Here is a 19344-nt window from a genome sequence, read left to right on the forward strand (position 1 = left end):
CTTACGTGGTGAGTTGGGATGGATCAGTACTTGATGACGACGCGGCCGTCGATCTTGGCGTGCTTCATTTCGTCAAGGACGGCGTTGACCTCGGAGAGTTCCCGGGTGGACACGGTGGGGTGGATCTTGCCCTCGGCGTAGAACTCCAGGGCTTCTTCCAGATCCTGCCGGGTTCCCACGATAGAGCCGCGGACGGTCAGGCCCTTGAGCACAATCTCGAATATCGGCGCCGGAAAGTCACCCGGCGGCAGGCCGTTGAAGACAATCGTGCCGCCGCGGCGGGCCATGCCGATTGCCTGGCCAAACGCTGACGGGTGCACTGCAGTGACCAGGACTCCATGGCAACCTCCGGTGACGCGCTGGATGACTTCGACGGGATCCTCGTTCAGGGCGTTCACTGTCAGTTCGGCGCCGTGCGCCTTCGCCAGGGCCAGCTTGTCATCGGCGATGTCCACCGCCGCGACCCGCAGGCCCATAGCCACCGCGTACTGGACCGCGATGTGGCCCAGCCCGCCGATCCCGGAAATGGTGACCCACTGCCCCGGCCTGGTCTCGGTCATCTTCAGGCCCTTATAAACCGTCACCCCGGCACACAGCACCGGGGCAATTTCCACCGGATCAGAGCCTGCCGGAATGCGGGCCGCGAAACGCGTGTTCACCAGCATGTACTCCCCGAAGGAGCCATCCACGCTGTACCCGGCGTTCTGCTGCGCCTCGCACAACGTCTCCCACCCGGTCCGGCAGTACTGGCAATCCCCGCACGCGGACCAAAGCCACGCATTGCCCACCAGATCGCCCACGGCAAGGTCAGTAACGCCCTCACCCAGGGCCACCACCTCACCCACACCCTCATGGCCCGGAATGAACGGCGGCGACGGCTTAACCGGCCAGTCACCCTCCGCCGCGTGCAGATCCGTGTGGCACACACCGGTAGTCAGCACCTTCACCAGCGCCTCCCCCCGCCCCGGAACCGGGACAGGAACGCTCAGGATCTGCAAATCCCTACCGAACTCAGTTACTACAGCTGCTCGCATCGTCGTCATTGTCGATAATCCTTCGTCGTTGGTGCCAGCGGCAACTGGTGCCCTGGCGTGAAGCTGGAACGGCACGGCACGCAGGCGCGATCATCGCGTCACTTGTGGTGACAAGGGCGACGTCCGTTGTCTTCACAGTAGGGGCGGGACGGTTGCGACGAGGTTGCAGCCCTGTGAGTCAGCTCACGTCAGTTAGAGCAGCCAGGGCCCGACGGCGGGAGGTCCCGCCGTCGGAAAAGTGCCCGGACTCCATTAGGGTTGGTTCGTCCGAGCCATCCTTCAGCGGGTCACCCGGGCCGACGTGAACATCGGCGAGCCCTTGGTGGACCATCTGTTTGCCTCACTCCGCGGCCTCGGAGCCTACGTGTCCACCGGTGCGAAGTGGCCGCCGCGGGCGAACTCGGACCAGTGCACCACCGTGTATGTTGCGCAACCAGACCTGCTCGCCCTTGCGGAACGACAACCGGGCCACTCAATCAATCGCCGTCCGGGTCACGGGTGCGTTCATTAGGGAGGCCTGGTAGTCAGGCTCGGACTGAAGAATGCAAAAGAGGTTGCCGCCGGGATCTGCCATGACAATCCACCCTTCGTCGCCGTCCTGTCCGATGTCCGTATGCTCGGCGCCGAGCTGGAGCGCATGCTCCACGCAGGCTGACTGATCTTCCGGGCGGAGATCCAGGTGGATCGCCCCCTGTTCGATAGGGCTGTCGGCTCGCTGGATGAGGAGGGCTGGCCCATCGTCTCCGACCAGACATGACCCCATTGTCCCGCTACCTGAGCCCCGTCCCCACAGCGCGCCTTGAGCCTGGACGTGCGGCGCCGGCCGATGTAGGGCAGTACGCAAAGTAGTCAAGGCTGCTCCGTGCCGGCCCCACCGCAGCCGGCACGGACGCCTTGGTCAGTTCAGACCGTCAGTTCAGGTCGAAGCGGTCAAGTTCCATGACCTTCGCCCACGCGGCCACGAAGTCGTTGACGAACTTCTCCTTACCGTCCTCGCTCGCGTAGACCTCGGCCAGCGCCCGGAGCTGGGAGTTGGAGCCGAAGACCAGGTCCACCGAAGTGGCCGTCCACTTCAGCTCACCGGTGGTGAGGTCGCTGATCTCGTAGACGCCGTCGTCGTCCTCCGACGCCTTCCACCGGGTGCCCGGGGAGAGCAGATTGACGAAGAAGTCGTTCGTCAGGACCTGGGGCCTATCGGTGAGGACTCCATGGGTGGAACCGCCCACATTGGTGCCGAGGGCACGCATGCCACCTACAAGCGCTGTCATCTCCGGCGCGGAGAGGTCCAGCAGGTACGCCTTGTCCAGCAGGAGAGTCTCCGGCTGGAGCTTCTCGCCGGGGCGCACATAATTCCGGAACCCGTCCGCCCGCGGCTGCAGGTACTGGAACGACTCGACGTCGGTCTGGTCCTGCGAGGCGTCGGCGCGGCCGGGCCGGAACGGCACGGTGACGGGGAAGCCGGCGTCACTCGCGGCCTTCTCCACCGCCGCGCAGCCGCCGAGGACGATCAGGTCCGCCAGCGAGACCTTCTTGCCGCCGTCCTGGCCGGAGTTGAACTGCTGCTGCACCGCCTCGATCGCCTGCAGCGCAGCTGCCAGCTGCTCAGGCTCGTTGACCTGCCAGCCGCGCTGCGGCTCCAGCCGGATCCGTGCCCCATTGGCGCCGCCGCGCTTGTCGGTCTTGCGGAAGGTGGACGCCGCGGCCCACGCCGTGCCAGCGAGCTGCGCGACGGACAGGCCCGAGTCCAGGAGCTGGGCCTTGAGCGAGGCAATGGCCTGCTCGTCGATGAGCTCGTGGTCGACGTCGGGGATGGGATCCTGCCAGAGCTGCGGCGCGGGTACCCACGGTCCCAGCAGGAGGGGTCCGACGGGGCCCATGTCGCGGTGCAGCAGTTTGTACCAGGCCTTGGCGAACGCCAGCGCAAACTCGTCCGGATTTTCCAGGAAGCGCCGCGAGATCTCCCCGTACGTGGGGTCGAGGCGCAGCGAAAGGTCGGTGGTGAGCATCGTGGGCCGGTGCTTCTTCTCCGGGTTGTGCGCGTCCGGGATGATCTCCGGTGCGTCCTTGGCCACCCATTGGTGGGCGCCGGCGGGACTCTTGACGAGCTCCCACTCGTGCTCGAACAGGATCTCGAAGAAGCGGTTGCTCCACTGGGTGGGCCGGTCGGTCCAGGTGACCTCAAGGCCGGAGGTAATGGTGTCCGGCCCCTTGCCGCTTCCGTACGTGCTGAGCCAGCCCAGGCCCTGGGCCTCGATGTTGCCGGCCTCCGGCTCGGGACCGACGTGCGCGTCGGCGTCACCGGCGCCGTGGGTCTTGCCGAAAGTGTGGCCACCGGCGATCAGCGCGACGGTCTCCTCATCGTTCATCGCCATGCGTTTGAACGTCTCGCGGATGAACGCCGCAGCCTTAAGCGGGTCCGGGTTGCCCATCGGCCCCTCGGGGTTGACGTAGATCAGCCCCATCTCGGTGGCGCCCACTCCTTCCGCCATCTTGCCTTCGCCGACATAGCGTTCGTCGCCGAGCCAGGTGTCCTCGGGGCCCCAGAAAACCTCCTCGGGCTCCCAGACGTCCTCACGGCCGAAGGCGAAGCCGAACGTCTTGAACCCCATCGACTCGAGGGCGACGTTGCCCGCGAGGACCAGCAGGTCGGCCCAGGAAAGCTTTTGGCCGTACTTCTGCTTCACGGGCCACAGCAGCCGGCGGGCCTTGTCGAGGTTGGCGTTGTCGGGCCAGCTGTTGAGCGGCGCGAACCGCTGGCTGCCGTCCCCGGCGCCGCCGCGGCCGTCGTGGACGCGGTAGGTGCCGGCAGCGTGCCAGCTCATCCGGATCATCAGGCCGCCGTAGTGGCCGAAGTCCGCGGGCCACCAGTCCTGGGAGGTGGTGAGGACCTGGATGATGTCCTGCTTGAGGGCCTCGACGTCGAGCTTCTGGAACTCCTCGCGGTAGCTGAAGTTGGGGCCAAGCGGGTTGCCCGCCGGGTGGTGGGCGTGGAGGACGGAGAGGTCCAGTTGGTTGGGCCACCAGTCGGCGACCGTCCGTGGCCGGTGCGCCTTGGGCTGCGGCGAGTCGATCGCCGGATTCTCACTCTCGCTGCCGTGTGAGGTCACGCTGTCAGGGTCGACCGGGCTCCCGCCGTCGGCCTTGCGTTCCTGGCCTTGGGCGCTTCCCGACGTGGGGACCGGGGCATGGTCCTGGTGATCGGTCATGTGCTTGCTTCCTTCCATATGGCCGAGGCCGTAGTCGGACTCGGGCAGCCGGTCTAGCCTTCCCATTTGACCATGAGCGGACGCTCAGTGGGAGGGTTGGAGCGCTGACTTCGGCGGGACGACGCCGGCCGGGCGGATGCCGTCAGTACGACGTCGGACGTGCGGCTCGGGCGTCGAAGCGGCGTCTGTATTCGGTTGGGGTGGTGGAAAAGCTTGTGGCGAAGTTTTGTCGCAGGGTGACAGCGCTGCCGAAGCCGCAGTCGGCTGCTACCTGATCAACGGACAGGTCTGTGCTTTCAAGCAGCCGGCGGGCAGCGTCGAGCCGTCGAGTGCGTATCCAGGCGGACGGCGTTGTCCCCGTCGCTGCGCGGAAGGCACGGACGAAGGTCCGCCGGCTCATGTGCGCCTGATCGGCGAGACGATCGATACTGAGGGGCTCGGCCAGGCGGCCCAACGCCCATTCGAGCAATCGCGCGATCGGGTCGTCCGAGGAGCGCGGCGGAACCGGGTGTTCAATGTACTGCGCCTGTCCGCCCTCCCGGTGCGGGGCGATGACAAGGCCGCGTGCTACCCGGTTCGCCGCATCCGCGCCGAGACGGCCGCGCACGAGATGCAGGCATGCATCCAGTCCCGATGCCGTGCCAGCCGACGTCAGCACGTCACCGTGATCGATATACAGCACGGTTTGATCGAGGAAAACGTCAGGGTGGCGGACGGTGAAGGAGTCGAAGGCTTGCCAGTGCGTGACTGCCAGGCGCCCGGAAAGCAGGCCGGCATCGGCCACGGGGATAGCGCCAAGACAAAGCCCCAGGACTGTCACACCCCGCCGGTGTGCTTCCTGAATGGTTCCCCGCAGGGACTCGTTCGGAGCCCGGCCGTCGTCGAACCATGAGGGCACTACCAGGACGTCCGCCTGCTCCGCCGCAGCAGGGCCTTGGACCTCACCCAGCTGATAACCCTCTGCTGTCCGGACCTGCCCCGCCTGGTCGGAAAAGAGAACAGTCTTCCATTCCGCAAGTCCCTGACGCGTGACCTCGTCGAAAACCACCTGCGGAACGGCGAGGTGGAACATCGTCACCCCGTCAAAGGCATAGATCGCGATGCGCATTCGGTTCCTCTCAACTTTGGCCCAAAACCATCGTATAAGGGTCTTCATGCCACTGGTGATGGTTGTGTCTGGCGGAAAGGATGGAATGGTTGCCAATGGGCAGCCAGCGAACCAACATTCGGGAGAACAAGACCATGAGCACCCCTCGCCGCGCCCTTATCCTCATCGACGTGCAGCAGCAGTACTTCAATGGACCTTTCGAGATCCAGTACCCGCCGCACCAGGAGTCCCTTCCGACGATTGTGCGGGCTGTCGACGCAGCGACGGCCGCTGGCATCCCCATCGTGGTCGTACAACACAGCGCAGGTGAAGGGGCTCCGGTCTTTGCACCCGGCACCCCCGAATTCGAACTTCACCCCGAAATCGAAGGCCGCAGAACCGATGCATGGAAGGGCCTGGTGAAGCAGTACGGCTCCGTCTATGCGGACACTGACCTCACCGGGTGGCTGCGGCAGCAAGGCGTCGACACCGTCACGCTCGTCGGTTACATGACCAACAACTGCGTCCTAGCCTCCGCTGTCGAAGCCGAATCCCTCGGCTTCACCACGGAGGTTCTCTCCGATGCCACCGGGGCTGTCAACCTCGCCAACGACGCAGGTTTCGCCGACGCAAAAACAGTGCACACCACCCTCCTCACCCTGCTGAACTCAAACTGGGCAGCTGTCAGCACCACTGATGAGTGGGCCGATGCGCTGCACGCTCAGCAGTCCCTGAAAAGAAGCGATCTCGCCAGCTCCGCGATAGCCGGGGCAGCAGCCCTGACCCGCGCATAACCGGCCGCCGGGCTCCGCTAGGTTGACCCGCAGTCCATTAGGGTTGACCTGTGCGAGCCATCCTTCAGCGGGTCACCCGAGCAGAGGTCACTGTCGACGGCGAAACTATAGGGTCCATCGACCGCCGGGGACTTGTCGTCCTGGCGGGCGTCACCCACACAGACACTGTGGATGACGCGGCTGCGCTGGCTGCCAAGATCTGGACCCTGCGGATCCTTGACGGCGAGAGGTCGTGCGCCGATCAGGACGGCCCCCTGCTGGTGGTCAGCCAGTTCACGCTGTATGCCGACACCAGGCGGGGGCGGCGCCCCTCGTGGTCTGATGCGGCGCCGGCGGACGTCAGCGAACCCCTGGTCGACCACTTGGTTGCCTCCCTGCGCGGCCTCGGGGCGGAGGTTTCCACCGGGCGGTTCGGAGCCATGATGCAGCTGTCCCTGGTCAATGACGGACCGTTCACCATAAACCTCGATACCGCAGATTTTTCGGCTCCCCGTCGCGGCTGAAAGGGACTCGTCAGGCGCCGTTATGCGCGGTGGTTCCCCGCAGATGCGGACCCTGTTCGCATGCCGGCACTTTGCTCGGCCAGGAACTCTGCCCAGCTGCGCTCCCCGCGTCGAGCCCCGGGTCCGGCGAGATTCTCGCCAGCGCGATAGGCCCGCCCGGATGCGCCGGGCAGGCGGATGGGCAGCTTCGGCCGACGGTGGCCGAAGGAGTCCCAGTAGGCGGCGAGCAGTTCGGGGATGCTGAGCACCTCCGGTCCAGCGATATCGGCAACACGGCCGGCTGGTTCTCCGAGGACAAGCTCGGCAAGGCGGGCGGCGACCTCGTCAACGTGCACCGGCTCGAAGCGCAGACCACCCGGGGCCGGGATGATTGGCATGCGGGCGAGACCCTTCACGACCGGGAGAACGAAATTGTGCAGTTGTGCGGCGCGCAGCACTGTCCAGGGAACGCCAGCATCCGCGATGGCCCGTTCCGCTGCCGCCTTGGCGCGAAAATACCCGATGGGCATCTTGTCCGCCCCGACCACACTGATGAGGATGAGATGACCGATCCCGGCCGACTTCGCTACCTGGGCCAAATTGCGCGCGGCGACATCGTCCCCTTTGGCGCCACCGGCGAGGTGCAGCACAGTGCCCACGCCTTTCAGCGCAGGGTGGAGGCCCTTGCCGGTCACCATGTCGCCTTCGACATTTTCGATGCCGGGCTCGGCCGGGTGCGGATGACGACTGAGGATCCGGACGTTGACCCCCGAGGCATGGAGAATCGGGACGACCCGGCTGCCTATCGTGCCAGTACCTCCGGTTACGAGGACGGGTGTATCCATGGTTGGGCTCCCTTTCGATGTCACATCGAGGCCCTGCGCCTCGTCAGTATGATGACGATTGACGCGATGGGGATGTGACATGACTGATCAGAAAATTCTCGCCCGGCGCTTCGAGAATGCCCGGCCACGCCTGCTGGCGATCGCCAACAAGCTGCTCTCATCGGGCGCCGACGCCGAGGACGTGGTGCAGGAGACGTGGCTGCGCCTGGAGCGCGTCGATGCTGACGGGATCGAAAACCTTGATGCCTGGCTGACGACAGTGGTCTCCCGGGTGAGCCTGGACCTGCTGCGGGCGCCGCGTCGGGCGCGTGAGCATTCCTGGCATGTCGAGCCGTGGCGGGATGAGCCCGTCGCGCTGACGGGTGACCCCGCGGCTGAAGCCGAGCGCAGCGACCAGGTGGGCGTAGCTCTCTTCGTCGTGCTCGAAACCCTCAGCCCGGCCGAGCGCGTGGCGTTCGTCCTGCATGATGTCTTCGGGCGCCCGTTCGAGGAGGTTGCCGAGGCACTGGACCGATCGGTGGACGCAGCCCGCAAATTGGCCTCCCGCGCCCGCCGCCGCCTCCAGAGCGCACCTGACACCCTCCGGCCGCAGCCGGGACGTGCACGCGAATTGGTCGGAGCGTGGCTCAATGCGGCCCAGCAGGGCAATTTCGCGGCGCTGCTCGGCCTGCTCGACGACGGCGCCGTGCTGCGGGCCGATTACGGCGCGGACAGCCAAGTCATCGAAGGCGCCCGGGCCATTACGGAACGGGCCGTCTTGTCGGCACGATTGGCGGCGCACTCGACGCCCATCCTGATCGACGGGCGTCCCGGCGTTGCCGCCGTGGTGAACGGGCGGGTGGTGTCAATCATGGCGTTCACCTTCGTCGACGGCAGGATTACCCGGCTGGACGTCCTCGCCGACGCCCGCCGCCTTGACGGTCTGAATATAGGCGGGGTCCTCCGACTGAAATAGCTCAGGCTCCGGCAGGCGCCAGCACAATGTCAAAGCGGGTGCGGGCCCAGCCGCCGGACAGATTCCTGCCGTCAGGTGTCGGCGTCCCGGGTGCCTGCGGTTCGAACCGTTTGATCAGAGACTCCTTGACCCCGAAAACGCTGTCGCCGACGTCGATCTGCGGATCGCCTTCCACGAAGATGTGCGTCACGAGAGTCCGCAGGCCTTCGGCCGTGACCATGAAGTGCAGATGGGAAGCACGGACGGGCGAGCGTCCGGTGGCTTCGAGCATCTTGCCCACCGGCCCGTCATGGGGAATGGGATACGGCGTGGGGGTGAGGCCCCAGAAGGCGTATTTGCCCTCCTCATCAGCGAAGAGGTGGGCGCGCCCGGCGATTCTGTCATCCGCATACTGGACGTCGTAGAACCCGTCTTCGTCCGCTTCCCAGACTTCAATCCGGGCACCGGGGACGGGGTGACCTCCGGTGTCCGTGACTGTGCCTTCAACCCAGCAGGGCTGGCCCGCCGCGCCTCCGGCAATGTCTCCACCAAGGGGAATCTCGGGGGCGTCACTGACAAAGAACGGACCGAAAACCGTGGCCTCGGTGGCGTTCCCGTGGGCCTGGTTATTGACGGCGATGGTCTGCATGGACGCCCCCAGAACGTCGGAGAGCAGAATGAATTCCTGCCGGCTGTCGTCGGTGATGTGGCCGGCGGCGGTGAGGAAGGCGATGCCAGCGTTCCATTCCTCTTCCGTGAGGCGGACTTCGCGGATGAAGTTGTGCAGATGCCGGGTTAGGGACTGCATCAGTTGCTTGAGCCGCGGGTCCTCTGTCTGGTCGAAGGACGCGACGACGGTGTCCACCAGGGATTGTTCGACGGCGGCCTGCCCGGCAGGGACGGCCGGGACCTTCAGCGCGGTGTCGGTTTCTTCAGGCATGGCTGGTTTCCTTGTCTCGGGTCGTTGCAGTCCCGGTCGTTGCAGTCTCGGTTGATCCAGGCAGCGTGCTTCCCGCGTAGGCAGCACGGAGGAGTTCGTCCAGGTTTTCGGCCGTGACCCGGCGGGGGTTTGACGCCGGGATGGCAGGCAGGATCAGCTCCACAGCCTCGGGGATGTCCGCTTCGTTCAGGCCGTGTTCCTTCAGCGAAGTTGGAGCAGCCAAAGCGGAGCGGAGATCGCTGAGTCCAGTGACGGCGTCGTCGGAACCGAAGGCCGCGGCGATCCGTCGCTCCGCGTGCGGGGCGAAGGGCGCGTTGAATGCCAGGACGTAGGGCAGGACGACGGCGTGGGTCTGGGCGTGGGGCAGGTTGTACGCGCCGCCCAGGACGTGGCAGATCTTGTGGTGCATTCCGGAGCCGGCCGAGGCGAACGCCACGGCGGACAGGTAGGCGCCGTAGAGGGCCTGCTCCCGGCCGGCGAGGTCCGCGGGGTTGTCTTTGATCAGCGGGAGGCCTGCCGCGAGTGCGCGGATGCCCTCGGATGCCAGTGCTTGGTTGATCGGATCGGCCCGCGGAGCCCACATGGAATCGATGCAGTGCGCCAGGGCGTTCAGCCCCGAGGCCACGGACAGGTGGGCCGGCAGCGAAAGGGCCAGCTCGGCGTCGTAAATCACCGTGACGGGAAGTACCGCATCGTCCACGCCGGTTGCCTTCCGGGAGGCTTCCGTCAGGCCCCAGACGTTGGTGGCTTCGGACCCTGCATACGTGGTTGGCACGGCGATGATCGGCAGCGCTGTGGTCATCGCCACCGCCTTGGCCAGGCCCGTCGTCGAGCCGCCGCCCACGCACACCAGCAGGTCGGCGTCGTGCTCTATCGCCGCCGCACGGGCCTTCTCTGCCTTCTCGATCGGCACGTGCGGTGCCACGTCATGGTAGTGAAGTACGACGTCGACGCCGGAGCTGACCGCTGCGGCCATCGGCGCGTCCGACTCGCTGGCGATCAGCATGATCCGCCTGGCGCCGAGGCGCTCAACCTCCGCGCTGAGGTTTTCGGCGGCTTTCCCGGTGCCGAACCGGACGCGCTGTCCCAGGGTGACATGCTCAAAATTCAGTGTCATTTCGTGCTGGCCGATACCAGTTCCGGGAGAGCGTTCGAGTCGCCATCGAGCCGCAGGAGCTTCTCGGCGTTCCGGAAGCTGATCTTTTCCCGGTCCGATTCGCTGATCGGAGCATTGTCGAGGAACTTCGCGGCCTCTTCGATGGTCTCGAACGGGTAGTCCGTTCCGAACAGGATGTGTTCGGCGCCTACAGCGAGGATGGCGCACAGCAGCGGCGCCGGCGAGCATACGCCGCTGGTGGTGATGTAGAGGTTGTCCCGCAGGTATTGGGAGGGCTTGCCCTTGGCGAGCTCGATGCCGTGATGGTTGTGGAAATCCCACCGTGAATCCAGCCGCCAGAGGACATACGGCAGGCCTTCACCCATATGTCCCAGCAGCAGCTTGGCGTTGGGGAAATCATCAAAGACCCCGCCGAAAATCAGCCGCAGGGCGTGGGTGGAGGTATCGATGCCCCAGCTCCACATGGGCCCGACCAGCTCGGGGTGTCCGCTCAGCACATGGGCCGTGTCGACGCCGTTCGCAGGGTGCAGGTACAGCGGCACGTCCAGGCCTTCGGCCATCTCCCACACGACGCGGAGTTTCGGATCGTCCAGGTACATGCCGTTGGTGTGGGCGTTGACCAGGGCGCCTTTCATCCCGAGCTGGGTGACCGCACGCTCCAGCTCGTTGGCCGCCGCCTGCGGGTCCTGCAGGGGAAGCGCCGCAAAGCCGGAGAAGCGGGAGGGGTGCTCCGCCATGACTCCCGCGAGGAAGTCATTTACCGTCTCGGTCTTTGCCACGGCTGTTGCCGGATCCGTCTCCGCCTGGATGCCGGGGGAGTTCAGCGAAAGGACTTCCATGTCGATTCCGTGCAGATCCATCTCCGGAAGGCGCTCCTCGGTGAAGTCGAGAAGGCGCCGGGAGGCATCGGCCCAGGCCTGCGGCTGGGCAATGGAGCTGGTGCTTGTTCCATACCCCACGAGGTCCGGGGTGACGAAGTGTTCTTCGAGGGCAATCTTCTTCAAAACGATCTCCTTTGGCCGAATCAATTCACTTATATGCATTGACTTCACTAATAATGAATCCTAATCTGTGAGTGTGTCAAGGATCACAGGCGTGGTCGGACCCAAGGAACCAGAGGATGACGATGGAAAAATTTGATGTTGCCGTTGTGGGGTACGGCCCGGTAGGCATGGCCACGGCAGCGCTGCTTGGCCAGGCCGGACACAAGGTCGTGGTGCTGGAAAGATACGCAGGGCTCTACAACCTGCCCCGCGCCGCGATTTTCGACGACGAGACCATGCGCACGTTCGCCCGGCTGGGCATCGCCGATGAACTGCTTCCCAAGATCAACGCGCAGCGCAACTATGAGTGGCGCAATGCCGCCGGCGAACTGCTCATCGAGCACGAATTCGCCGTCCAGGGGGCGTCGGGCTGGTCCGAGTGGTACATGATGTACCAGCCCGAGCTCGAGGATGCCCTTGACCGGCTGTGCCGGTCGTTGCCGAACGTCACGGTGCGGTTCAACTCCCCGGTGGAGGGCTATGAAGAAACGGCCGACGGCGTGGAGGTGCGGGGTCCGGGTGGCGTTCTGGCGGCAGCCTCCTATGTGGTGGCCTGCGACGGCGGAAACGGGTTCACGCGCGGCTGGTTGGGTTCTGAACTGGAAGACTTCGGCTTTTCCGAACCGTGGCTGGTGTGCGACTTCCGGCTCACGGGAAAAGTGGACCTGCCCCACGCCCGCCAGGTCTGCGATCCCCGCCAGCCGCAGTCCATCATTTCGCTGGGCCCCTCACACCACCGCTTCAGCTTCATGCTGGACTCCGAAGAGGCCTTCCTGGTGGAGCGCGACCCGGAGCGGGTCTGGGCGCGCGTCGCCGACTACCTTTCTCCGGAACAGGCCGAGCTCATCCGCGTGGCCACCTACACCTTCCGGTCCCTGATCGCCGGGTCATGGCGGCACGGCAGGATCCTGCTGGCCGGCGATGCCGCCCACCAGATGCCGCCGTTCCTCGGACAGGGGATGTGTTCAGGCATCCGTGACGCCCAGAACCTGGCCTTCAAGCTGGACCTTGTACTCACCGGCAGGGCCGAGGAGACTGTCCTTGACAGCTACCAGACCGAGCGGGAGCCCCATGTTGCGGCGGTTGTCCACAAGGGTATCGAGCTCGGCAAGGTCCAGACCATGCGTGATCCTGAGAAGGCCCGGCAGCGTGACCTCCAGTACCTGGAAAACCGCCGGAACAACATGAAGCCGGAGAAACTGAAATTTCCGGGACTTGGTCCGGGACTCATCGCCGCCACGGACCATCCGGCCAACGGCCGGCTCTTCATCCAGGACCAGGTCCTCACCCAGGCCGGTTCGGGCCGGTTTGATGAGGTCTTTGGCTACGGATTCAGGGTTCTCTGCGATGCCCGCTGGTACGGCCGGTGGTCGGGGGCCGCCGCCGGAACGGAGACCGAAATCCCGGGAGACGTCGTCGTCCTCCACCCTGACACCGGTGAAGTCATCGGATCCTTTACGGACGTCAACGGCAGCTACCTGGCCTGGTTCCGGACCAACAACTGCTCCGCCGTCCTGGTCCGCCCTGATTTTTACGTGTACGGAGCTGCAAGCACAGACAACGAGTACGAATCCCTCGTCCTCGACTACCAAAAAGCCTGCTCAACGGCGAGCAGCCCGGCCACATCAGTAGGAGTGTAAGCCATGTCAACAGTTGAGAACTATGCCGGACAAGGGGACGTTCGCACCATATCGGAGAGGGTCCTGCTGGCCGTTGCCTTCGTGATGGCGGCACTGGAAGGCTACGACTTGGCCGTCTACGGCGTCTCGGTGCCTGCCCTCCTGAACGACAGCTCCCTGCAGGTCAACAAGGCGTCAGCCGGCGTCCTGGGTTCGGTCGTCGCCGTCGGCATGCTGGTGGGCGCAGGCCTTGCCGGAGCCCTTATCCGGCGGATCGGAGCCCTTCGGCTGATCCTGGCAAGCTGCATTATTTTCTCGTTGGGCATGGTGGTCAGTGCTGTGGCGGCCAATGTGGTTCTCTTCGGGGCCGGCCGTGCGCTGGTGGGCCTGGGACTTGGCGTCATCCTGCCCACGCTGCTGGCGTACGTGGCTGATCTCTCCGTCCCGGGGCACCGTAACCGTAACACCGGCATCGTCATGGCAGGCTATGCCGCCGGCGGACTGGCAGCTCCCTTGCTCGGCGCCGTACTCCTCCCGGTCACGTCCTACCGGTGGCTGTACATCATCGGGGTTATCCCGGCGCTGGTCATCCTGCCGTTCGCCTGGAAACTGCTGCCTGTCCCGCCGGTCCACCTCCTCCGGATCGGCAGGGTTGCCGACGCCCACCTCCTCAGCGAATCCATGGGTCTGCCGACGCCGGTGCTCACTGCGGCGGGCAAACGTCACCTCGCCGGCATCGGTCCGCTGTTTTCTTCCGGAGTCGCGGTGGCAACGCTGCTTTTCTGGGTCATGACGTTCTGCGGGCTCCTGCTGGTCTTCGGCATCACCGCGTGGCTGCCGACGATGATGCAGGCCAACGGCTACTCCCTGGCATCGGCTCTTTTGCAGACGGCCGCCATGTGGGTCGGCGTCGGCGTCGGCGTTGTGATCGGCGGGCGGATTGCCGATGCCGTAGGCGCCAAGCCCGTGGTAGTCGTGGCGTTCCTGACTGGTGCCGTCAGCCTGATGGTGATGAGCGTGAACCCCAACGTGGTTATCCTCTTCATCTTTATGTTCCTCAGCGGTGTGGGTTTCATCGGGTCACAGATCCTCGTCAACGGATTCATCCTGACCAGGTACCCGGATGATATCCGCGGCAGCGGGCTGGCCTGGGCGCTGTCCTTCGGCCGCATGGGAGCGATCGTGGGCCCGGCCCTCGGTGCCTGGGTCCTAACCTCCGGGCTCTCCGTGGAGTGGAATTTCTACACCTTCGCCATCCCGGCAGTGGTGGGTGCTGTCGCTTCAGTCCTGGTGCCGAGGGTGAAGGCGAAGACCGTGGCCATCCCGGCTCCGGTGCAGGTACCCGTCCAGTTGCCGGTGACCGGAGCGTAGGACTTTTTCACTTAGCAGGTTCAACTGTCCACCAAGTACACTGGCCGCACCCCGCCCTGCCCCGAAAGCAGGCCGGGGTGATGCCGGTGTCGCGTCGTGTGAACTGCCAAAAACAAGCAAGGGGAGTGGGCTGCTGTGAGCGAGTCGGACCGGGAATCAGCCGCCGAGCGGCAAGGCATCCAGTCCGTTGAGCTGGCCATGCGGGTCCTCCGTGCGCTCGAGGACGGCGGCGGACCCATGCCGCTGTCAGAGATCGCCGAGCGAAGCGGCTTCCAGCCCAACAAGGCCCACCGGTATCTGGTCAGCCTGGTGCGTTCCGGGCTGGCCTCAAAGTCGCCCAAGACCGGCAGGTACGATTTCGGCCCGGCCATGCGGCGCCTCGGTGCGGAGTCGCTGCGGCGGACCAACGAAGTATCGGTCGCCTCCGAATATTCGATGCGGCTGCGGGACGACTGCGGGCACTCGGTGAACCTTTCCGTCTGGGGCGAGGACGGGCCGATGGTGGTCCGCTGGGACTACGGCGCGCACGTCCTTCCGTTCAACGTCCGGGTCGGCGCGAAACTCCCGATGCTGACTTCCTCCGGCGGGCTCATTTTCCTCGCCTACCTGCCGGAATCCATGTCCGCTGCCGTGCTGGCGGCGGACCGGGCGCGCCTGAGCAGTGACGCCTTCTCGGATGCCGACATCGCGAGGAGCCGCCAGGAAGTTCTTCGCGCCGGCTACGCGGTCACCTCCGGGGGGATTATCCCGGGGGTTTCCTCTGTCGCTGCCCCCGTCTTTTCCTCTGTGGACTCGCTGCCGCTGGCGATCACCGTTGTTTTCCCCGCTGAAGAGGTGGATAAGCCGGAGATGGAGAGGGTGACCGCCAAATTGCTGGAAACCGCGCGCACCATCTCCAGTGAATTGGGCGTCTCCATGCCAAAGGTTTCCTGAGCGCTCCTCGCTTACAGGTTGGTCCTGGCTTCGGCGGCCTCGTCGTAGCGGCCGCCCTGCACCTGGATCCTGTCGGCCGCTTCCTGGATTTCGGTGAGTTCATCCGGGGTGAGCCGGATGTCCGCGGCATCGATGTTCTCCTCCAGCCGGTGCAGCTTGCGCGTGCTGGGGATCGGGACGATCCAGGGTTTCCGGGCCAGGAGCCAGGCCAGGGCGATCTGGCCCGGCGTCGCGCCCTTACGCTGTGCCATCCCCTCGAGAAGGTCGACGACGGCCTGGTTGTGCAGGCGTGCTTCTGGAGTGAACCGCGGAATCGTGCTGCGGACATCGTTGCCGGCCTCGAAGCTGGTGGCGGCGCTGATGGTGCCCGTGAGGAAGCCTTTGCCGAGCGGGCTGTAGGGCACAAAGCCGATGCCCAGTTCCTCGCAGGCAGCGAGCACTTCCTCCTCGGGCCGGCGCCACCACAGTGAGTACTCGCTCTGGACGGCCGTCACCGGCTGCACCGCGTGCGCCCGCCGGATGGTCCCGGCCGCCGCCTCGGACATCCCGAAGTGCTTCACCTTGCCTGCCGCGATGAGTTCCTTGACCGTGCCGGCGACGTCCTCGATGGGCACGTCCGGGTCCACCCGGTGCTGGTAGTAGAGGTCGATGGCCTCCACGCCGAGCCGCTGCAGGGAGCCCTCGACGGCGCGCCTGATGCTGTCCGGATGGCTGGTGACCCGTCCCCTCGGCTTGCGTTCGACGGGGTCGATGTCGAAGCCGAACTTCGTGGCGACCACCACCTGGTCCTTGTACGGGGCCAGCGCCTCACCCACGAGTTCCTCGTTGGCGTAGGGGCCGTAGATCTCCGCCGTATCGAAGAAGGTGACACCGCGTTCGACGGCGGCACGCACCAGCGAGATCATCTCCTGCCGGTCGGGATGGTCGCTGTAGCCGCCGGTCATACTCATGCAGCCCAGCCCGATCGCCGAGACCTCCAAGCCTCCGGTGCCAAGAGTCCGCTTGTCCATGGTCGTGCTCCTCACCCGGCCGGAACCGTTCCGCTGCGCCTAGCCGTTCATTTTTCTTACTTAGCAGAGACGGTAGTCGGCCATTCAGCTTCCAGGGAGGGCCTGGCAGTACACCCTTGATAACTTGAGGGAGCATGATCCTCGTCAGTTGATGATTTCGCCGCGCTCGTCCGCGCGGAGGGCTGCCAGGCGTTCTTTCCACGCCTGTAGCGCCTCGGGCGCCTGTCGTGTCCAATCGGTGACTTCGCCTACGACCCTGAGCGGGGCAGTGCTGCGATATGACCGGGTGGGGTTGCCGGGGAATTTCTTGTCGGTCACGTTCGGGTCGTCCTCGAACGCCCACAGGGGTCTGGCGAAAGCCTAATCGACCAGCGTCGGGGTGCCCGAATCGTTGGCCAGCGAGTCCTGGTAGTCGGCCTGAGACTGAAGAATACAAAAGAGGTTCCCGCCGGGGTCGGCCATGACGACCCATCCCTCGTCGCCGGTTTGCCCGATGTCCACACGCATGGCTCCGAGCCTGAGAGCTTGGTCCACACAGGCCCGCTGATCTTCCGGCCGGAGATCCAAAGTGGATGGGCCCCTGTGCGATTGGGCTGTCCGACGGCTGTATAAGCAGGGTCGGCCCGTCGTCTCCGACGAGCTTCACGGAGGTGCTGTGGTTAGGAGCGATTCGGTAGCCGAGTAATTCCTGCCAAATCCTCCGATACCTTCCACCTTTGCGCCAGCTGCGTCTGAACCGCCCAAAACCAGTATCTTCCGTCTCAGCCGCGCCCGTAAGCGAGTCGATCACTAAAACATGCACAGCAGCTGCACAGCGTAGCCATAAACGCGTGACAGTCCGGGTGGGGATGGTTGATACATTCCCCTCCAGGAGGGCTAAATACCGAAGGAGTCCTGACATGAAGACCACAATGAAATCAACAGTGGCCGGCCTCGCGCTGGCAGCAGTGATTGGAGGCGGCGCGTTGGCAGCAGCTGCCTTGCCCGCGAACGCTGCCACCACCGGCGATTCCAGCCAGACCAGCACCGCTGCAAGCCCGGCTTCGTCCTCCACAGCTCGTGACGAGACCAAGGGCGGGCACCAGGCCAACGGCATTACGGAGACCCTGCTGACAGGTGATACGGCCACGAAAGTTACGGAAGCCGCTCTGGCGGCCAACCCGGGCGCCACCATCCAGAGGGTCGAAAACGATGCCGAGGGGGCGGTCTATGAGGCCCACATCATCAAGTCCGACGGCACCCGCGCCACTGTCTATCTAGACGCATCCTTCACCGTGACGTCCACGGAATCGGGCGGACCGGGCGCCGGAATGAAGGGCTGATACACGCACCAGGAACTACGTGGGGCGGTCCGCCGCCCACGGAAGTACCACAGCAAAACTCAGGGAAAACCAGGAAGCCCGGCACATGCGTGCCGCCTTCCCCGGCCTAACCACCCAGATGGCCAGGGAGTTTCCTCAACACTTCTTCAGGGCGCTCCGATCATTTCGGGGGATCGCATGAGTCGAAACTGATCTCCGTACAACTCTTCATTGTCACGGGTTCCGTGCCGGAGGAGACTTGAGGCGACGGCATCCCATCTCGGGCCGCCCGCGGGGCCGCCCGGCTGCGGGGCCTCACAGTACCCTGTAGCGGCTTGGTGGATCGATGAGCCCCGTGACATCCCGCGAAAAGGCCGCTCAGCGGTCGCACCATCTCTTGCCCTTGGTGGCTATCGCACTGATTGGATGTCTCGGCGGGTGCCAGTATGAGCCCGACGACGTCTCCCTCCCGTCCGCCGGTTTTCCGACTACGGAGCCTGCAAGGTGAGCAGAAGGTGTGGAGGTGAGCCGCGGGGTGTGGAGTCGTAAATCAGGGCGTCAGCGGGTAGCGGCGCTCATTGTCAGCCTGGGATTGGCGTTTTGGGTCGGCGGATGCACCTATGAGGAGCCGGATGGGGAGCGGCCGCTTCCCGATTCGGCCTTTCCGGTGCCTTCGACTTCGGAATCTGAATTATCTGTTGCCGCACGCGAAGGCTGGGGCCCTGATGCCCTGTTCTACACCGATGCGGGAAACCTATATGTCGGGGAAAACAGATGGCCACCGGCTCGCGTGGCGTCATTCACAACGACTTCCACTGGTGTGGTCTATGCGGATGCCCAGACGTCGAGGCTTGTTTGGGCAGACTGGGAACACAGCATCAGGAAGCTCGGCTGGCTGGAACCCAAGGAAACGCGCGCGGGCCGTCAATGGGGTGAGTTTCGGGATATTCGGGACATTGTCGGTAACCCCAGCCATGACCTGGTCTCTTGGGTCCAAAGGTACGAATACAACGCGGAAATCGTCGTCGTGCGTCCAAGCACCGGGGAGCGGCTCGCCCAGGCAGTGATCGAGTCTCTACCAGCCGAAAAAAGTGTGGTTTACGGATCAATCGATGATGCCGCCCTCTACTACGCAACCTCGCCAGGTGGAGGGGTAATCGAGGACGTGTGGGTTTGGCGGTGGGCCGCCGGCGAAGCTCCTCAACTGAGCAACCGCCATGTGGCCGATGTCAGTGGAGACATTTGGGCGGTGGAGAGGGAGGAGCGCATCGATTTCGAGAACACTGACGGAACCGTCTTGTCATCGGTCCACTCTTCCTATGGAGACCGGACGGCTTTCGGCAGTGGCCTCAGCCCTGGGGGCCGGTTTTGGTACGCCCCGGCCTATGACCTGATCGTCGAGACGGCGACCGGCACAAGCGTCAAGATCGAACGCGGTTTCCAGCAGCGCTACGGTTGGGCCGGCGCTGAAGAGTTGACCCTGATCGGCCCAGGTATCTCCGTTTGCTCAGCAATAACGGGAAAATGCGAGGGACCATTCAAGTCCATGAACACGACGGGCCACACCTACCACTTCGGACTTCCACTCAACTAAGACCGGTTAACCATCCCTCCCAAAAGCGTTGACG

Annotated in this window: 17 protein-coding genes and 2 pseudogenes; 8 read left to right on the forward strand and 11 right to left on the reverse strand. The window is 64.9% G+C overall.

Annotated elements, in window-relative coordinates:
• Positions 1–23: 23 nt before the first annotated feature.
• From adhP to QFZ40_RS01335, 4 genes are all read right to left on the reverse strand, one after another.
• Complete coding sequence (adhP, locus tag QFZ40_RS01320) at positions 24–1034, reverse strand: alcohol dehydrogenase AdhP (RefSeq protein WP_306906786.1); 1011 nt, start codon at positions 1032–1034, stop codon at positions 24–26.
• Between the two features lie 472 nt (positions 1035–1506).
• Complete coding sequence (locus QFZ40_RS01325) at positions 1507–1797, reverse strand: VOC family protein (protein WP_306902413.1); 291 nt, start codon at positions 1795–1797, stop codon at positions 1507–1509.
• A 148-nt stretch (positions 1798–1945) separates the two neighbouring features.
• Positions 1946–4240, reverse strand: a complete 2295-nt coding sequence (katG, locus tag QFZ40_RS01330) for a catalase/peroxidase HPI (RefSeq protein ID WP_306902414.1) — start codon at positions 4238–4240, stop codon at positions 1946–1948.
• Positions 4241–4382: 142 nt separating this feature from the next.
• Complete coding sequence (locus QFZ40_RS01335) at positions 4383–5348, reverse strand: GlxA family transcriptional regulator (RefSeq protein ID WP_306902415.1); 966 nt, start codon at positions 5346–5348, stop codon at positions 4383–4385.
• 95 nt (positions 5349–5443) lie between these two features.
• On the opposite strand from QFZ40_RS01335, the gene QFZ40_RS01340 reads away from it, so the two are divergent.
• Together QFZ40_RS01340 and dtd are read left to right on the forward strand one after the other, a co-directional pair.
• Positions 5444–6121: an isochorismatase family protein gene (locus QFZ40_RS01340; RefSeq protein ID WP_306902416.1), complete on the forward strand. Its 678-nt coding sequence runs from the start codon at positions 5444–5446 to the stop codon at positions 6119–6121.
• A gap of 50 nt (positions 6122–6171) precedes the next feature.
• On the forward strand, positions 6172–6624 hold the full coding sequence (gene dtd, locus QFZ40_RS01345; protein ID WP_306902417.1) for a D-aminoacyl-tRNA deacylase: 453 nt from the start codon (positions 6172–6174) through the stop codon (positions 6622–6624).
• A gap of 20 nt (positions 6625–6644) precedes the next feature.
• Here dtd and QFZ40_RS01350 read toward each other — a convergent pair whose 3' ends face one another.
• Entirely contained in the window at positions 6645–7448 is an 804-nt protein-coding gene (locus QFZ40_RS01350; RefSeq protein ID WP_306902418.1) for an SDR family oxidoreductase, read from the reverse strand.
• 79 nt (positions 7449–7527) lie between these two features.
• On the opposite strand from QFZ40_RS01350, the gene QFZ40_RS01355 reads away from it, so the two are divergent.
• On the forward strand, positions 7528–8403 hold the full coding sequence (locus tag QFZ40_RS01355; RefSeq protein WP_306902419.1) for a sigma-70 family RNA polymerase sigma factor: 876 nt from the start codon (positions 7528–7530) through the stop codon (positions 8401–8403).
• 1 nt (position 8404) lies between these two features.
• On the opposite strand, the gene QFZ40_RS01360 is transcribed toward QFZ40_RS01355, so the two are convergent.
• Genes QFZ40_RS01360 through QFZ40_RS01370 form a run of 3 tightly spaced genes read right to left on the reverse strand, consistent with a single transcriptional unit; the run spans position 8405 to position 11443 of the window.
• Positions 8405–9322, reverse strand: a complete 918-nt coding sequence (locus QFZ40_RS01360) for a dioxygenase family protein (RefSeq protein WP_306902420.1) — start codon at positions 9320–9322, stop codon at positions 8405–8407.
• On the reverse strand, positions 9315–10439 hold the full coding sequence (locus tag QFZ40_RS01365; RefSeq protein ID WP_306902421.1) for a maleylacetate reductase: 1125 nt from the start codon (positions 10437–10439) through the stop codon (positions 9315–9317). The genes QFZ40_RS01360 and QFZ40_RS01365 overlap by 8 nt, the downstream gene beginning before the upstream one ends.
• Positions 10436–11443, reverse strand: coding sequence for an amidohydrolase family protein (locus QFZ40_RS01370; RefSeq protein WP_306902422.1), 1008 nt, complete (start codon positions 11441–11443; stop codon positions 10436–10438). Before QFZ40_RS01370 ends, QFZ40_RS01365 begins: the two co-directional genes overlap by 4 nt.
• A gap of 116 nt (positions 11444–11559) precedes the next feature.
• Here QFZ40_RS01370 and mhpA point away from each other — a divergent pair, with 116 nt between their 5' ends.
• From mhpA to QFZ40_RS01385, 3 genes are all read left to right on the forward strand, one after another.
• A complete protein-coding gene (gene mhpA / locus QFZ40_RS01375) occupies positions 11560–13122 on the forward strand; it encodes a bifunctional 3-(3-hydroxy-phenyl)propionate/3-hydroxycinnamic acid hydroxylase MhpA (protein WP_306902423.1) in 1563 nt (520 codons plus the stop codon).
• 3 nt (positions 13123–13125) lie between these two features.
• Positions 13126–14472: an MFS transporter gene (locus tag QFZ40_RS01380; RefSeq protein ID WP_306902424.1), complete on the forward strand. Its 1347-nt coding sequence runs from the start codon at positions 13126–13128 to the stop codon at positions 14470–14472.
• Positions 14473–14607: 135 nt separating this feature from the next.
• Entirely contained in the window at positions 14608–15405 is a 798-nt protein-coding gene (locus QFZ40_RS01385; protein WP_306902425.1) for an IclR family transcriptional regulator, read from the forward strand.
• Positions 15406–15416: 11 nt separating this feature from the next.
• On the opposite strand, the gene QFZ40_RS01390 is transcribed toward QFZ40_RS01385, so the two are convergent.
• The 3 genes and pseudogenes from QFZ40_RS01390 to QFZ40_RS01400 all read right to left on the reverse strand — a co-directional run.
• Positions 15417–16415 carry an aldo/keto reductase gene (locus QFZ40_RS01390; RefSeq protein ID WP_306902426.1) on the reverse strand — a complete coding sequence of 333 codons (999 nt, stop codon included), beginning with the start codon at positions 16413–16415 and terminating at the stop codon, positions 15417–15419.
• Between the two features lie 144 nt (positions 16416–16559).
• Positions 16560–16763: pseudogene (locus QFZ40_RS01395) on the reverse strand (NAD(+)--rifampin ADP-ribosyltransferase); the annotation flags it as partial.
• 12 nt (positions 16764–16775) lie between these two features.
• A pseudogene (locus tag QFZ40_RS01400) lies at positions 16776–17021 on the reverse strand (VOC family protein); the annotation flags it as partial.
• A 293-nt stretch (positions 17022–17314) separates the two neighbouring features.
• On the opposite strand from QFZ40_RS01400, the gene QFZ40_RS01405 reads away from it, so the two are divergent.
• Both QFZ40_RS01405 and QFZ40_RS01410 read left to right on the forward strand, forming a co-directional pair.
• Positions 17315–17737, forward strand: a complete 423-nt coding sequence (locus tag QFZ40_RS01405) for a hypothetical protein (protein WP_306902428.1) — start codon at positions 17315–17317, stop codon at positions 17735–17737.
• A gap of 502 nt (positions 17738–18239) precedes the next feature.
• Positions 18240–19310: a hypothetical protein gene (locus QFZ40_RS01410; RefSeq protein ID WP_306902429.1), complete on the forward strand. Its 1071-nt coding sequence runs from the start codon at positions 18240–18242 to the stop codon at positions 19308–19310.
• Positions 19311–19344 lie beyond the last annotated feature (34 nt).

The organism is Arthrobacter pascens (genome assembly GCF_030816475.1).
GTDB classification, from domain to species: domain Bacteria; phylum Actinomycetota; class Actinomycetes; order Actinomycetales; family Micrococcaceae; genus Arthrobacter; species Arthrobacter pascens_B.

Bases quoted from the DNA above. Each gene is read 5' to 3' on its own strand.
- adhP (WP_306906786.1), bottom strand. From the start codon at position 1,034: ATGCGAGCAGCTGTAGTAACTGAGTTCGGTAGGGATTTGCAGATCCTG.
- QFZ40_RS01325 (WP_306902413.1), bottom strand. From the start codon at position 1,797: ATGGGGTCATGTCTGGTCGGAGACGATGGGCCAGCCCTCCTCATCCAG.
- katG (WP_306902414.1), bottom strand. From the start codon at position 4,240: ATGACCGATCACCAGGACCATGCCCCGGTCCCCACGTCGGGAAGCGCC.
- QFZ40_RS01335 (WP_306902415.1), bottom strand. From the start codon at position 5,348: ATGCGCATCGCGATCTATGCCTTTGACGGGGTGACGATGTTCCACCTC.
- QFZ40_RS01340 (WP_306902416.1), top strand. From the start codon at position 5,444: ATGGGCAGCCAGCGAACCAACATTCGGGAGAACAAGACCATGAGCACC.
- QFZ40_RS01350 (WP_306902418.1), bottom strand. From the start codon at position 7,448: ATGGATACACCCGTCCTCGTAACCGGAGGTACTGGCACGATAGGCAGC.
- QFZ40_RS01355 (WP_306902419.1), top strand. From the start codon at position 7,528: ATGACTGATCAGAAAATTCTCGCCCGGCGCTTCGAGAATGCCCGGCCA.
- QFZ40_RS01360 (WP_306902420.1), bottom strand. From the start codon at position 9,322: ATGCCTGAAGAAACCGACACCGCGCTGAAGGTCCCGGCCGTCCCTGCC.
- QFZ40_RS01365 (WP_306902421.1), bottom strand. From the start codon at position 10,439: ATGACACTGAATTTTGAGCATGTCACCCTGGGACAGCGCGTCCGGTTC.
- mhpA (WP_306902423.1), top strand. From the start codon at position 11,560: ATGACGATGGAAAAATTTGATGTTGCCGTTGTGGGGTACGGCCCGGTA.
- QFZ40_RS01380 (WP_306902424.1), top strand. From the start codon at position 13,126: ATGTCAACAGTTGAGAACTATGCCGGACAAGGGGACGTTCGCACCATA.
- QFZ40_RS01390 (WP_306902426.1), bottom strand. From the start codon at position 16,415: ATGGACAAGCGGACTCTTGGCACCGGAGGCTTGGAGGTCTCGGCGATC.
- QFZ40_RS01405 (WP_306902428.1), top strand. From the start codon at position 17,315: ATGAAGACCACAATGAAATCAACAGTGGCCGGCCTCGCGCTGGCAGCA.